Raw genomic sequence first — 13,514 nt, forward strand, 5'->3', positions numbered from 1 at the left:
GGCGGGGCGGGCTGTGATGGGCTACGGGGCACGACCACCGTGCTCCTGAGAACCCGCCGGTCGAAGGAGCTCCACCCATGCGTTCCACCGCCCGTGTCCTCTCCGTGGCGGCCCTGGCCAGTGCCACGCTCGGTTTCGCCGCCTCGGCCGCCCTCGCGGACCCCGGGGCGGAGGTCACTCCGAGCACCGTCTCGCCGGGTGGCAGCGTGACCGTCTCGGTCTCCTGCGAAGCCACCGACGGCGAGGCACCCGCCACCATCGACGCCACCTCCGACGCCTTCGACGAGGGCACCGTCCAGCTGCGGCGGGTGCCCGGCAACGACGACATCGCCGCGGGCCCCGCCTACCGCGGCACGGCCCGCGTCTCCTCCGCCGAGGACTTCGCGGCGGACGACGGCCCCGACGGCGAAGCGGCCGGGGACGCCGCCCTGACCGTCGACGGCACCTGCCCGGCGGCGCCCGGCGGCACGGGCAAGCCCTGGCGTGCCACGTTCCACGCGAACCATGCCGGCGCGAGCGGCGGGGCGGTGACCGGCGGCGACGCCGGGGCGGTGCCGGGAGGCGACGGCGCTGTCGTTCCCGGCGGCGGTGTCGTCCCCGGTGGCGGCGGTGGCGGCGTCGTCCCGGGTGGCGACGGCACCGGCCGGCCCTGCGAGGAGCCCGTCGCCGGACCCTGTGCGGACGCGCCTCTCCGGCACGGCGTGCAGGCGGGCGAGGGCGGCACTTTCACCGACTCCGTGCCGGCTCTGGTGGGCGGCGGCATCCTGATGGCGGGAGCGCTGGGCGCGGCCGTGTACCGGCTGTGCCACCGGGGCTCCGTCCTGCGCGGCTGACCCCGCGCGCGACGGGCAACGCCGGCGGACGCCCATGGCACCGCGGCACCCCGGGTACCCGGGGTCCGAGGGCCACGACTGCGCGGAGGTACGCATGCGGCGGACGGACCCGGAAGGCCGCGGCCCCGTCCGTTACGGGCCCCCGCTTCCCGAGGACGGGCTGCCCGTGCCGCCCGGACTCGCGGCCGCGCTGACCGCCGCCGCGACCCGGACCGGCGGCGAGCCCATCGGCGGCGGACCCGAACTGATCCAGGCCGCCTGCGGCTACTGGGGCAGGCGGGGCCTGGCCGCCGAGCCCGCCCTGGTGGCCGCGGCCCCCGGCGCGCCCGCCCTGCTGCTCGCGCTGACCGCCGCGCTCGGCGGCGACGTCCTGGTGCCCAGGCCGTGCGCGGCCTGGTGGGGGCCGTACGCACGCCTGCTGGGAAGACCCGCCTTCCATGTCGCGACGCCGGCCGAGAGCGGCGGCGTCCCGGACCCGTTCGCGCTCCTGGAGACCGTGCGCCGGGTGCGTGCCGAGGGCGGCGACCCGCGGCTGCTCGTGCTGTCGGTCGCCGACGACCCCACCGCCACCGTCGCCCCGCCCGACGTGCTGCACGAGTGCGTGGAGGCCGCCGCCGGCGAGGGCCTGCACCTGGTCAGCGACGAGACCTGGCGCGACACCGTGCACGCCCCGCACGACACCGTGCTGGTCAGCCCCGCGGAGATGCTGCCCGACCGGGTCACCGTCGTCTCCGACCTGGCGGGCGCGCTGCTGCCGCAGGGCTGGCCGGCCGCGATCGCCCGGTTCCCGGCGGACGGGCCCGGCCGCGACCTGCACGCGCGCGTGCTCGACGTGCTGACCGCGCTCGGCGCCGGGATCGCGGGGCCGGTGGCCGCCGCCGCCGTCCACGCGCTGGACGAGCCGCGGCCGCTCACGGCGCGGCTGACCGCCGCCGTACGCCTGCACGCGCGGGTGGCCGCCGCCGTGCACCGGGAGATCGTCGCCGCGGGCGCCCTGTCCCGGCCTCCGCAGGCCGGCCGCCACCTCTACGCCGACCTCGGCCCGCTGCGCTCCGCGCTCACCGCGCACGGCGTCGGCGACGCGCAGGAACTGGAGGACTTCCTGACCGCCCGGCTCGGCATGCCCGCCCCCGGCGGCCACCGCTTCGGCGACGAACTCGGCGCCCTGCGCGTACGGCTGTCCACGGGCCCGCTCCTGGGGCGTACGGACGAGGAACGCGCGGAATGCCTCACCTCTCCCGCGCCGTTGGAACTGCCACATGTGCAACGCGCGTTGAACCAGGTGAAGTCGGTCTTCGACGACCTTCGCGACGACGCTCAGCGACGGGAGCCTCCTCGATGACGCAGCAGTCCGAGTCGACCACCAGCACGAGCACGACCACCCGGGAGGCCGAAGGCCCCGCGTCCACGCGGACGTCCGCGGCCCCGTTCCCGCCGCTGGCCGAACCGCGCCCGCCGGGCGAGCGCCGGGTCTGGCCGCGCACCTTCCACGACCGCCTGACCGCTCCGCTGCCCGGTCTCAAGGCCATGGCCCGCTTCGCCCGCGAGGGCTCCATCCGCCCGGGCCCGGAGGGCCTCGCGGACATCTCCCGGCTCCCCCGCGAACCCGGGCCGGTGCCCCGCGTCGACTCCCGCACCGTCGCCGTCTCCTGGGCGGGACACGCCAGTTGGGTCGTGCAGATCGGCGGTCTGACCGTCCTCACCGACCCGGTCTGGTCGCGCCGCATCCTCGGCACCCCCGCGCGCGTCACCCCGGTGGGCATCGAATGGAACAGCCTCCCGCGCGTGGACGCGGTCGTCATCAGCCACAACCACTACGACCACCTGGACGCCCCCACGCTGCGCCGTCTGCCGCGCGACACCCCGGTGTTCGTACCCGCCGGACTCGGCGCCTGGTTCCGCCGCCGGCGCTTCACCACGGTCACCGAGCTGGACTGGTGGGAGGCGTCCGAACTGCACCCGAGGGACGGCGCCGCAGGCGCCTCGGGCGAGGGTGGTGGCGGGCGACGGGTGGGAGTCCGCATCGACTTCGTCCCCGCCCACCACTGGTCCAAGCGCACCCTCACCGACACCTGCCACTCCCTGTGGGGCGGCTGGGTCCTCACCGCCCCCGACGGGCAGCGCGTGTACTTCGCCGGCGACACGGGCTACGGCCACTGGTTCTCCCGGATCGGCCGCCGCTACCCGGGCATCGACCTGGCCCTCCTCCCGATCGGTGCCTACGACCCCCGCTGGTGGCTCAGCGACGTCCACTGCGACCCGGAGGAGGCGGTCCGGGCGGCCCAGGACGTCGGCGCGCGAAGAATGGCCCCGATGCACTGGGCCACCTTCGTCCTGTCGGCGGAACCGGTCCTGGAACCCCTCATCCGGGTCCGCGAGGCGTGGGAGACGGCGGGCCTGCGCCGCGAGGACCTCTGGGACCTCCCCATCGGGGCGTCCCGTGTCCTGCACCAGCCCTAGGGGCACGCGAACGGCGCGACCCGCCCCCCACCGATCCGCCCCCCACCGACCCGCCCCCGGCGACCCGACCTCACTGCGCGGACCGAACCCGCCTCCACACGCCGGGCGTCAGGCCGATCACCACGGTCAGCGCGACCGCCGCCACCACGCCCTCCCAGGGCTCGGGAAACAGTGAACCCCCCAGGATCCCGATCACCTGATACGTCACGGCCCAGGCGACACACGCCGGCAGGTTCCCCCGGGCGAACCGCCGCACGGGCCACCTCGCCAGCAGACAGGCCAGCATCACCGGAATCCGCCCGGCGGGCACCAGCCGGGACAGCACGAGCACGGCGACCCCGTGCTCCGCCAGCTTCCCCTGCGCCCGCTCCAGGCGGTCCTCCGGCGCCCGCGCCCGGATCGCCGCCAGCCACCGCGACCCGTTCTTCGAATCCATCCCGCGCCGGCCGAGCCAGTACAGCGCCGCGTCCCCGAAGAACGCGGCCAGCGACGCCGTGACGAACACCAGCGCCAGGGAGAACGGCGCCGTCTGGTGGAAGGCCACCACGGCCGCCGAACTCACCAGCGCCCCCGTAGGAATCACCGGCACCAGCGCCCCGAACAGCACCAGCAGGAACAGCGACGGGTAGCCGATCGCCTGCTGGGTGGACTCCGGCGGCACGGCCGCCGGCGCGGAGAGCCACGTCACCGCGCCGCCTCCAGCCGTACGCTCTCCCCGTGCCCGAGCCGGTGCACCGCGACGTCCGGGGCGTGGTCGGCCGCCAGGCGCACGAACTCGTCACCGGGGGAGTGGAATTCGTGCGGGCGTACCGCGTCCATCCCGACCGGCCAGTAGGTGCCGTAGTGCACCGGGACCGCGCTGCGCGGCGCGAGCCGGGCCAGCGCCCGGGCCGCCCGCCCCGCGTCCAGGTGCTCCTCGCCGAGGAAGGGGCCCCAGCCGCCCACCGGCAGCAGCGCCACGTCGACCGGCCCGACCTCCCGCGCCATCGCGTCGAACAGCCCGGTGTCGCCGGCGAAATAGGTGCGCGCCTCGCCCTCGACGACGTAGCCGAGCGCGGGGGAGCGGTGCGGTCCGAGCGGCAGCCGCCGTCCGTCGTGCCGCGCGGGGACGACCCGTACCACGACCTCACCGACCGTCACCCGGTCCCCGGGCACCACTTCGCTCACTCTGAGATGAGTGAGCCGGCGCAGCGCCGGAACCGCCCGGGGTGCGCCCCGGGGCACCAGCAGGCGCGTGCCCTCGGCGAGCCGCTCCAGGGACGGAACGTGCAGGTGATCGGCGTGCAGATGGGAGACCAGGGCCGCGTCGGCGCGCCAGGCGCCGGGCGGCGGCAGCGCCCCGCGCCGCCGCCGGAGGTGGGCGAGGCGGCGGGTGAACAGAGGGTCGGTGAGCAGGCGCACGTCCGAGTCGGTGACCGTGCAGGTCGCGTGACCCCACCAGGTGATCTCCACCGGCACCTCTTTGCCTCCTTCGCGCGACTCCCCCGAAGCCTACGGGCAGGAGTAGGGTCGGCGCCGAAACCCAGAGGTGAGGGGGACGCCATGGGACCGGTGCGTGTCACGGCGATCGCGAGTCTGACGCCGCTCGAGGAACTGGACGCCGATCCCTTCCTGGTGGACTCCCGCAGCCAGCACGCGATGTGCGCGCGCTGGGCCGCCGAGCGGGGCTACATCGTCTGCCGGGAGCTCCTGGTGCGGGGACTGCGGGCGGACCACTGCGTGCTGTGGGACGGCGTCCGGCCGGGCGTCGACCTGTTCGTGGCGCCCAGCCGCCGGGTGCTGGAGAGCGCCCTGTCGTCCGTGGAGGAGTTCGCCGCGGAGTGCGCGCGGCGCGGGGTGCGGGTCGAGACGGTGGGCTCCGCGGAACCCTGCTACGACGCACAGATGAAGGCACGGGTGCACCGCCGCCTGTCGATGCCGACCGCCGGGTACGACGGGCGCTGAGCCGCCCCCGCCGAGGCGGAAACGGGTCGCCCGGCCCGTATGACAGTCTGAGGGCAGGCCCGCACCGACGACGGGCCGGGACGTGAGGTGGTCGGGGCGTGCGTGGCGGGCGGTGGCGGCGGATCGCCAGTCAGCTGGGGCGGAGCGTCACGGTGTGGGCGGTCTCCACCCTCACCATGCTCGTGCTCGCCGGCATTCTGCCGGACTTCCGCCTCCAGTCCCCCGACGGCGAGAGCGCCACCCACATCGCCGTCACCGCCGCGTTCGGTGCCGGCGCCTTCGGTGTGCTGTCGGCCCTGGTCTGGCCGCTGCTGGTCCGGCTGCTGCTGCTCGTGCCCGCGCTCGTGCTCGGGCTGCTGGTCTTCGTGCTGAACGGCTCCCTGCTGCTGGTCGCGCTGCGGCTCAACCCCGCCAGCAGCGCCGAGGCGGCCCCCGAGACCGCCGTGGTGGTGGCCGCGGTCATGTCCGCCGTGGCCTCCGCGACCGGCGCCGCCCTGGCGGTCCGCGACGACGACGCCTACCGGCGCCGTCTCTACCGCCTCGCCGACCGGCGCCGCAGACGCGGGCCGGCGGGCCCGTCCGCCCCGGGCACGGTCTTCCTGCAACTCGACGGGGTCGGCCACGACGTGCTCGTCGCCGCGGCCGGGAAGGGCGTGATGCCCACGGTCGCGCGCTGGCTGCGGGGCACCCACCGGCTCACCGCCTGGCGCACCGACTGGTCCAGCCAGACCGGTGCCAGCCAGCTCGGCATCCTGCACGGCAGCAACCACGACGTCCCCGCCTTCCGCTGGTACGAGAAGGACACCCGCGAGGTGATGGTCTGCAACCGGCCGACCAGCGCCGCCGAGCTCCAGCGCCGGGCCGTCGAGCGCACCGGGGACGGCGGGCTGCTCGGCGCCGACGGCGCGAGCCGCGGCAACCTCTTCAGCGGCGGTGCCGACGAGCAGGCCCTGGTGCTGTCCATCGCCACCCGCCGCCGCGGCCGGGAGAACCGCTCCCGCGCGGGCTACTTCGCCTACTTCTCCGACCCGGCCAACGCCGTGCGCACCGCCATGTCCTTCGTCGCCGAGGTCGGCCGCGAGATCGGCCAGTCGACGCGGGCCGTCGCCCGCGGGCAGCGCCCGCGCGTCGCCCGTGGCGGCCTCTACCCCCTCGTCCGCGCCTTCGCGACGGTCGTCGAACGGGACGTCGTGGTCGCCGCGGTGATGGGCGACATGCTCGCCGGGCGCACCGCCGTCTACGCCGACCTGGTCGCCTACGACGAGGTGGCGCACCACTCCGGGCCGGTGAGCCGGGACGCCGAGCAGGTCCTCGCACGCCTCGACCGCGCGCTGGCACTGATCGCGCAGGTCGCCGAGCACGCCCCGCGGCCGTACCGGATCGTCGTCCTGTCCGACCACGGGCAGAGCCCCGGCGAGACCTTCCGCGCCCGCTACGGCCTCGGCCTCGGCGACCTGGTGCGGGCCGGCTGCGGGCTGCCCGTGCCGCGCAGGGCACGGCGCACCCACAGCGGCGCCGAGGCCCGCGCCGCCGTACGGGCCGCGCTGCGCCGCCCCGTCGAGGCGGGCGGCGAGCAGCAGCACCCCGCCCGCCGCCGCTCGGAGCCGCTGGTCCTGGCCTCCGGCAACCTCGGCCTGGTCTCCTTCCCGGACGTGCCGCACCGGATGAGCAAGGAGGAGATCGACGCCCGCCACCCGGCCCTGCTGACCACGCTCGCCAACCACCCGGGCATCGGCTTCCTGCTGGTGCGCAGCGAGGAGCACGGCGGGGTCGTGCTGGGCGCGTACGGTGCGGAGATCCCGCTCGACATGCTCGACGACAAGCCGGGCCCCCTGGAGGTGTTCGGTCCCGGCGCCGCCGACGCCGTGCGGCGCACCCACTCCTTCCCGCACACCGCCGACATCATGGTCAACTCCTCCCACGACCCGGCCGACGGCGAGGTGCTGGCCTTCGAGGAGCAGATCGGCTCGCACGGCGGGCTCGGCGGTGCGCAGGCGCGGCCGTTCCTGCTCTCCCCGCTCGCCTTCTCCGAACCGGTCGAGGCCGGTGCCGACCTGGTGGGCGCCGAGCAGGTGCACCGCGTCCTGCGCCGCTGGCTGCACGAGTCCAACGGCCCCCAGGTGCCGCTCGACACAAAGCCGGAGGAGCGGGCCGCCTGAAAATCGGCTGCGCCCGCCGATCCGTACGCCCACACTGTCGGTATCCGAGCGCCCCTGCGCGCCCTTCTCGACCCTTTGGGAGCCGCTGCGTGCAGGCAGCCGTCACCGTCACGCCCGCCCGCCCGTGTACCGGAGCTGCTGCTCGGTCTCGCGACCGTGCGGCCGGTCTTCGTCTGGGGTGCCCCCGGCATCGGAAAGTCCTCCCTCGTACGGGACTTCGCCCAGTCGCTGGGCCTGGAGTGCGTGAGCCTGCTCGGTACCCAGCTCGCGCCCGAGGACCTGATCGGCGTCCCGCAGATCCGCGCGGGCCGGTCCGTGTTCTGCCCGCCGGAGGCCATCGCCCGCGACGAGCCGTACTGCCTGTTCCTGGACGAGCTGAACGCCGCGACGCCGGACGTGCAGAAGGCGTTCTACTCGCTGATCCTGGACCGCCGTATCGGCAGCTACGAACTGCCGAAGGGCTCGATCGTCATCGGCGCCGGCAACCGCTCGACCGACAACGCGCTCGCGCGCCCCATCGCCTCCGCCCTGGTCAACCGCCTCACCCACGTCCATCTGGAGGCGTCCGCGAAGGACTGGCTGGTCTGGGCCGGGGAGAACGGCATCCACCCGTGGGTCGTGGACCACCTCACCGACCGGCCCGACCACCTGTGGTCCAGGCCGCCGAAGACCGAGGAGCCCTTCTCCACGCCCCGCTCCTGGCACATGCTCTCCGACGCGCTGCACTCCTTCGGCCGCGACCTCGACGAGGAGACGCTGAAGATCCTCGCGCACGGCACGCTCACGCCGCGGCACGCCACCGCGTTCTGCGGCTACGTCAAGATCGTGCGCAGCCGGTTCGGCATCGAGGCCGTCATCAGGGGCGACGCCCGCTGGCCGAGCCGGCCGGAGGACCGCGACCTGCTCTACTACCTCGCCGAGTCCTTCCGCGCCCGGCTGATCAAGGAACTCCCGGCCCGCAAGGAGCACATGTCGGCGAACGGCCGGCAGACCGCGTACCGCGCCAAGTCGCTGCTGGTGCAGCTCGCCGAGATCTCCGTGGAGGTCGCGCAGACCGTCATCGCCTCCGACGCCGACGGCAACCCCGTGCTGCCCTCGTGGTTCCTCATCGAGGCCGCCCGGGACATGCCGCGGCTGGTGGAGGCGCGCCGGTGAGCCGCGGCCGCGGCAAGGGGCGGACGAAGCGGGACCCGGCGGCCGAGGCGTTCGCCGAGGGCCTGCGGCTGGTCAAGGCCAACCCGGCCCTCGCGGCCGTGGAGTTCGGCGTCTGCCGGCAGGAGGAGTGCAGGTTCGCGCCCCGCGAGGGCCTGGTCGCCGTCGACTCCGACGGCGACCTGCACGTGCACCCGCACCGGCTCGCCGACCCCGCCACCTGGGCCTGGGTGCTCGCACACGCGATCCTCCACCTCGGCTTCGGGCACGTCCCGGCGGCGAAGGGCGAGCGCACCCAGCCGGACCGCTTCGACCTCGCCGCCCGCTGCGTCGTCGTCGACCGCTTCCTGCTGACCTTCAGCGTCGGCACCACCCCCGAGGACCTGCCCGCCTCCTATCCCGACGGGGACGAGGAGCGGCTCGCCGCGCGCTGGCGGCGGCACGGGCTCCCGGCCGTCTACGAGCGCTGCGGCACGGCGGGCGCGGAACCCGACCAGCTGCTCATGCGGTGGGTGGGCTGGGCCCAACCCCCGGACCACCAGCTCGCGTTCGCCGCCGCGCTGACCCGGACGATGTCGGCGGCGATGGATCTGGCGGGCGGCCGCCGGGACACCCTCGACGGCGCGCTCGTACCGCGGCGGCCCTGGCAGAAGGCGCTGAGCTGGTTCATCTCCTCCTACCCGCTGCTCGGCGGCATCGCGGCCGGCATCACGCTGGTCGCCGACGCCGAACTCGCCCGCGCGCACGGCATCTCCGTGGCCGCCGTCAACCCCGAGGCGGGCGAGATCTACGTCAACCCGCAGCGCCACCACGACGACGAGGAGTGGCGGTTCATCCTCGCCCACGAGATGCTGCACGCCGCCCTGCGCCACGGCGACCGCTGCGGCACCCGCGACCCGTACCTGTTCAACGTCGCCTGCGACTACGTGATCAACGGCTGGCTGTGCGAGATGCAGGTCGGCACGATGCCCGAAGGGCTGCTGCACGACCCGGAGCTCACCGGCCTGTCCGCCGAGGAGGTCTACGACCGCATCGCCGGCGACCTGCGCCGGATGCGCCGCCTGGCCACCCTGCGCGGCAAGGGCCTGGGCGACGTCCTGGGCGCACCGCTCGGCAGCCCGCGCGGCCACACCGACCTCGACGCCTTCTACCGCCGCGGCCTCAGCCAGGGCCTTGACCTGCACCAGCGGCAGGAGCGCGGCCTGCTGCCCGGCGGCCTGGTGGAGGAGATCCGCGCGCTCAGCCACCCGCCACTGCCCTGGGACGCGCAACTGGCCCGCTGGTTCGACGAGTTCGTGCCGAGCCCGCAGCCCGTCCGGTCCTACGCCCGCCCCTCGCGCCGCCAGTCCGCCACCCCGGACATCCCGCGCGCGGGCCGCTACTTCCCGCCCGAGGAGATCGCCCGCTGCACCTTCGGCGTGGTCCTGGACACCTCCGGCTCCATGGACCGCACCCTGCTCGGCAAGGCGCTCGGCGCCATCGCCTCCTACGCCGAGGCGCGTGACGTCCCGGCCGCCCGCGTCGTCTTCTGCGACGCGGCCCCGCACGACGCGGGCTACGTCCCGGTCACCGAGATCGCCGGCCGGGTGCGGGTGCACGGCCGGGGCGGCACGGTCCTGCAGCCCGGCATCGACCTGCTGCACCGTGCGGACGACTTCCCGCCGGGCGCACCGGTCCTGGTGATCACGGACGGCTGGTGCGACGTGCTGCGGCTGCGGCGCGAGCACGCTTATCTGATCCCGCAGGGCGCCCGGCTGCCGTTCACCGCGCGTGGGCCGGTCTTCCGGGTGTGCTGAGAGGGAATGTGATCGGATGGTGCACACGAATCCCGTCCAAGGGACCGCGTCGAAAGGAATCATCGTGGCTACCACGCGCACCGCACACACCGTGTGGGAAGGCAACCTGCTCGAGGGCAACGGTGTCGTCACCTTCGACTCCTCCGGCATCGGCCAGCAGCCGGTGACGTGGGCGTCGCGGGCGCAGGACGCGAACGGGAGGACCAGCCCCGAGGAGCTGATCGCCGCCGCCCATTCCAGCTGCTTCTCCATGGCGCTGTCGCACGCCCTCGCCGGCGCGGGCACCCCGCCCACCAAGCTGATCACCAACGCCGACGTCACGTTCCAGCCCGGCGAAGGCATCACCGGCATCCACCTCACGGTCGAGGGCTCGGTGCCGGGCCTCGACCACGACGGCTTCGTCGCGGCGGCCGAGGACGCGAAGAAGAACTGTCCGGTCAGCCAGGCCCTGACCGGAACGACCATCACCCTGTCGGCGAAGCTCGCCTGACCCCGCCCCGCCTGCGATGCCGCGCCCGGAAAACGGGCGCGGCATTGACATTCCTGCACTCAAGTTTTGTGCTGGTGTGTGACGAGTGCCCTGGCGGAAGGGGACGGACATGGCACGTGCGGTCGGGATCGATCTCGGGACCACGAACTCGGTGGTGGCCGTCCTGGAGGGCGGCGAACCCACGGTCGTCGCCAACGCGGAGGGAGCCAGGACCACACCGTCGGTCGTGGCCTTCGCCAAGAACGGCGAGGTGCTGGTCGGAGAGGTCGCCAAGCGGCAGGCCGTGACGAACGTGGAGCGGACCGCGCGCTCCGTGAAGCGGTACATGGGCGACGCGCACTGGCGCTTCCCCGAGCAGGGGTCCGTCGACGGCACGCGCTACCGCGCGCAGGAACTGTCCGCGCGCGTGCTCCAGAAGCTCAAGCGGGACGCCGAGTCCTACCTCGGCGAGGACGTCACGGACGCGGTGATCACCGTACCGGCGTACTTCGACGACTCCCAGCGGCAGGCGACCAAGGAGGCCGGGGAGATCGCGGGCCTGAAGGTCCTGCGGATCATCAACGAGCCGACGGCCGCCGCCCTCGCCTACGGCCTGGACCGGGGCGAGGAGCAGACCGTGCTCGTCTTCGACCTCGGCGGCGGCACCTTCGACGTGTCCCTGCTGGAGATCGGCGACGGCGTCATCGAGGTCAAGGCCACCAACGGCGACACCCACCTCGGCGGCGACGACTGGGACCAGCGGATCGTCGAGCACCTGGTGAAGAAGTTCCAGGGGCAGTACGGCATCGACCTGGGCAAGGACAAGATGGCCCTCCAGCGGCTGCGGGAGGGTGCCGAGAAGGCCAAGATCGAGCTCTCCAGCTCCTCCGAGACGACGATCAACCTGCCCTACATCACCGCCTCCGCCGAGGGTCCGCTGCACCTCGACGAGAAGATGACCCGCGCCCAGTTCCAGGAGCTCACCGCCGATCTCCTCGACCGCTGCAAGACCCCCTTCCACCAGGCGGTCAAGGACGCCGGCATCAAGCTGTCCGTGGTCGACCACGTCATCCTCGTGGGCGGCTCCACCCGGATGCCGGCCGTCACCGAGCTGGTCAAGGAGCTCACCGGCAAGGACCCGCACAAGGGCGTCAACCCCGACGAGGTCGTGGCCGTCGGCGCCGCGCTGCAGGCCGGTGTGATCCGCGGCGACGTGAAGGACGTCCTGCTGCTCGACGTCACCCCGCTGTCCCTGGGCATCGAGACCAAGGGCGGCATCATGACGAAGCTGATCGAGCGCAACACCACCATCCCGACCCGGCGTTCGGAGATCTTCACCACGGCGGCGGACAACCAGCCCTCGGTGGGCATCCAGGTCTACCAGGGCGAGCGGGAGATCGCCGCGTACAACAAGAAGCTGGGCGTCTTCGACCTGACGGGACTGCCGCCCGCACCGCGCGGCGTACCGCAGATCGAGGTGGCCTTCGACATCGACGCGAACGGCATCATGCACGTCTCGGCGAAGGACCTGGCGACCGGCCGCGAGCAGAAGATGACGGTGACCGGCGGCTCGGCCCTGCCCAAGGACGACATCGACCGCATGATGCGGGAGGCGGAGCAGTACGCCGAGGAGGACCGGGCACGCCGGGAGGCCGCCGAGACCCGCAACCAGGCGGAGCAGCTCGTCTACCAGACCGAGAAGTTCATGCGGGACAACGAGGAGCGGATCCCGGCCGAGACCAGGTCCGAGGTCGAGGCCGCGGCGACCGAGCTCAAGGACCTGCTGGAACGGAACGCGGAGACGAACGAGCTGCGCGCCGGCGTGGAGAAACTGGCCTCCGTCAGCCAGAAGATGGGCCAGGCCATGTACGCCTCGGCCGACGGCGGCCCGACCGGCGAACCGGAGGCGGCGCACGAGCGGAGCACGTCCGACGAAGAGGGCGTGGTGGACGCGGAGATCGTCGACGACGAGAGGGACGAGAAGGGCGGAGCGGCCTGAAGCGGCGGCGTCGGCCGCCACGCCTCACGCCGTGCCGTCGCCTCACGCCGTGCCGTCGCCTCACGCCGTGCCGTCGTGGCGCGCTCGGACGCCGGCGGCCGGCAGCGCGGCGCACACGGCGTCCAGGACGGCCGCGTACGGCGTGCCGAGGCCGGTGAGCCGGGCACGGAGCTGATCCAGGGCGTCGCGGTACTCCGTGAGGATCTCCGTGTCGCCGGTGCGGGCCGTGTACTCCAGGACCGCGGGCAGGAAGTCCGGCTGCTCCTCGCCGGTGAACTCCAGCCCCGCGGCCCGGTAGAGGTCCGCGAGGCGCACCGGCGGCATGCCGTACCGCCCGGCCCCGCCCTCCCCCCACCGGCTCAGATGGAGGCTGGGCCGGTCCGTCGGACCGAAGACCCGTACGTAGTGCGCGGCCAGCTCCGCGGCCGGGGTCACCGCCGCGTGGTCCACGAACTCCCGCAGCTGCGGGGCGGCTTCACGCAGCAGCGGCAGCCGGGCGCGGAAGTCCTCGTCGGGGTAGGTGAGACAGAGCGCGGCGGCCTGGTACAGCACGGTGTCCGAGGGCATCGGGCCTCCTTCACGTCGGTGCCGCTCGCGGCCCGGTGGGCGGTGTCCGCGTGCCGGTCACGTGCGCTCCCTTGCTCGCCCCGTGCCTCGACGCTAGGGGCGGGCGCGCGAACGCACCTGTTCACGGCACCCGTA

The 13,514-nt window shown here is 74.2% G+C and carries 12 protein-coding genes; 9 read left to right on the forward strand and 3 right to left on the reverse strand.

All coding sequences use genetic code 11. The annotated features are described in order from the left end of the window. Window positions 1–77: 77 nt before the first annotated feature. From ACIRPX_RS14265 to ACIRPX_RS14275, 3 genes are all read left to right on the forward strand, one after another. Window positions 78–833, forward strand: coding sequence for a hypothetical protein (locus ACIRPX_RS14265; protein ID WP_404193163.1), 756 nt, complete (start codon window positions 78–80; stop codon window positions 831–833). 94 nt (window positions 834–927) lie between these two features. Then, window positions 928–2,175, forward strand: coding sequence for an aminotransferase class I/II-fold pyridoxal phosphate-dependent enzyme (locus tag ACIRPX_RS14270; protein WP_404193166.1), 1,248 nt, complete (start codon window positions 928–930; stop codon window positions 2,173–2,175). Beyond that, the gene (locus tag ACIRPX_RS14275; protein ID WP_404193169.1) at window positions 2,172–3,293 is read left to right on the forward strand and encodes an MBL fold metallo-hydrolase; all 1,122 of its coding nucleotides are present in this window, start codon (window positions 2,172–2,174) and stop codon (window positions 3,291–3,293) included. The genes ACIRPX_RS14270 and ACIRPX_RS14275 overlap by 4 nt, the downstream gene beginning before the upstream one ends. A gap of 70 nt (window positions 3,294–3,363) precedes the next feature. Here the strand turns inward: ACIRPX_RS14275 and ACIRPX_RS14280 are convergent, their stop codons facing one another. Both ACIRPX_RS14280 and ACIRPX_RS14285 read right to left on the reverse strand, forming a co-directional pair. Beyond that, window positions 3,364–3,981 carry a DedA family protein gene (locus ACIRPX_RS14280; RefSeq protein WP_404193172.1) on the reverse strand — a complete coding sequence of 206 codons (618 nt, stop codon included), beginning with the start codon at window positions 3,979–3,981 and terminating at the stop codon, window positions 3,364–3,366. Beyond that, window positions 3,978–4,751 carry an MBL fold metallo-hydrolase gene (locus ACIRPX_RS14285; protein WP_404193174.1) on the reverse strand — a complete coding sequence of 258 codons (774 nt, stop codon included), beginning with the start codon at window positions 4,749–4,751 and terminating at the stop codon, window positions 3,978–3,980. Before ACIRPX_RS14285 ends, ACIRPX_RS14280 begins: the two co-directional genes overlap by 4 nt. An 84-nt stretch (window positions 4,752–4,835) precedes the next feature. Here ACIRPX_RS14285 and ACIRPX_RS14290 point away from each other — a divergent pair, with 84 nt between their 5' ends. The 6 genes from ACIRPX_RS14290 to dnaK all read left to right on the forward strand — a co-directional run bounded on the left by ACIRPX_RS14290 (window position 4,836) and on the right by dnaK (window position 12,812). After that, window positions 4,836–5,237: a hypothetical protein gene (locus ACIRPX_RS14290; protein WP_404193177.1), complete on the forward strand. Its 402-nt coding sequence runs from the start codon at window positions 4,836–4,838 to the stop codon at window positions 5,235–5,237. Between the two features lie 98 nt (window positions 5,238–5,335). After that, the gene (locus ACIRPX_RS14295; protein WP_404193179.1) at window positions 5,336–7,396 is read left to right on the forward strand and encodes a phage holin family protein; all 2,061 of its coding nucleotides are present in this window, start codon (window positions 5,336–5,338) and stop codon (window positions 7,394–7,396) included. Between the two features lie 75 nt (window positions 7,397–7,471). Then, window positions 7,472–8,551, forward strand: coding sequence for an ATP-binding protein (locus ACIRPX_RS14300; RefSeq protein ID WP_404193182.1), 1,080 nt, complete (start codon window positions 7,472–7,474; stop codon window positions 8,549–8,551). Further along, window positions 8,548–10,344 (forward strand): hypothetical protein, encoded by a 1,797-nt coding sequence (locus tag ACIRPX_RS14305; protein ID WP_404193185.1) that lies wholly within the window; start codon window positions 8,548–8,550, stop codon window positions 10,342–10,344. Before ACIRPX_RS14300 ends, ACIRPX_RS14305 begins: the two co-directional genes overlap by 4 nt. 64 nt (window positions 10,345–10,408) lie before the next feature. Next, window positions 10,409–10,834, forward strand: coding sequence for an OsmC family protein (locus ACIRPX_RS14310; RefSeq protein ID WP_404193188.1), 426 nt, complete (start codon window positions 10,409–10,411; stop codon window positions 10,832–10,834). A gap of 109 nt (window positions 10,835–10,943) precedes the next feature. Continuing rightward, entirely contained in the window at window positions 10,944–12,812 is a 1,869-nt protein-coding gene (gene dnaK, locus ACIRPX_RS14315; RefSeq protein ID WP_404193191.1) for a molecular chaperone DnaK, read from the forward strand. Between the two features lie 60 nt (window positions 12,813–12,872). Here dnaK and ACIRPX_RS14320 read toward each other — a convergent pair whose 3' ends face one another. Beyond that, window positions 12,873–13,379, reverse strand: coding sequence for a nitrate reductase molybdenum cofactor assembly chaperone (locus ACIRPX_RS14320; RefSeq protein WP_404193194.1), 507 nt, complete (start codon window positions 13,377–13,379; stop codon window positions 12,873–12,875). Window positions 13,380–13,514: the final 135 nt, after the last annotated feature.

Source organism: Streptomyces sp. NPDC101225 (assembly GCF_044767585.1).
In the GTDB taxonomy this organism is placed as follows: domain Bacteria; phylum Actinomycetota; class Actinomycetes; order Streptomycetales; family Streptomycetaceae; genus Streptomyces.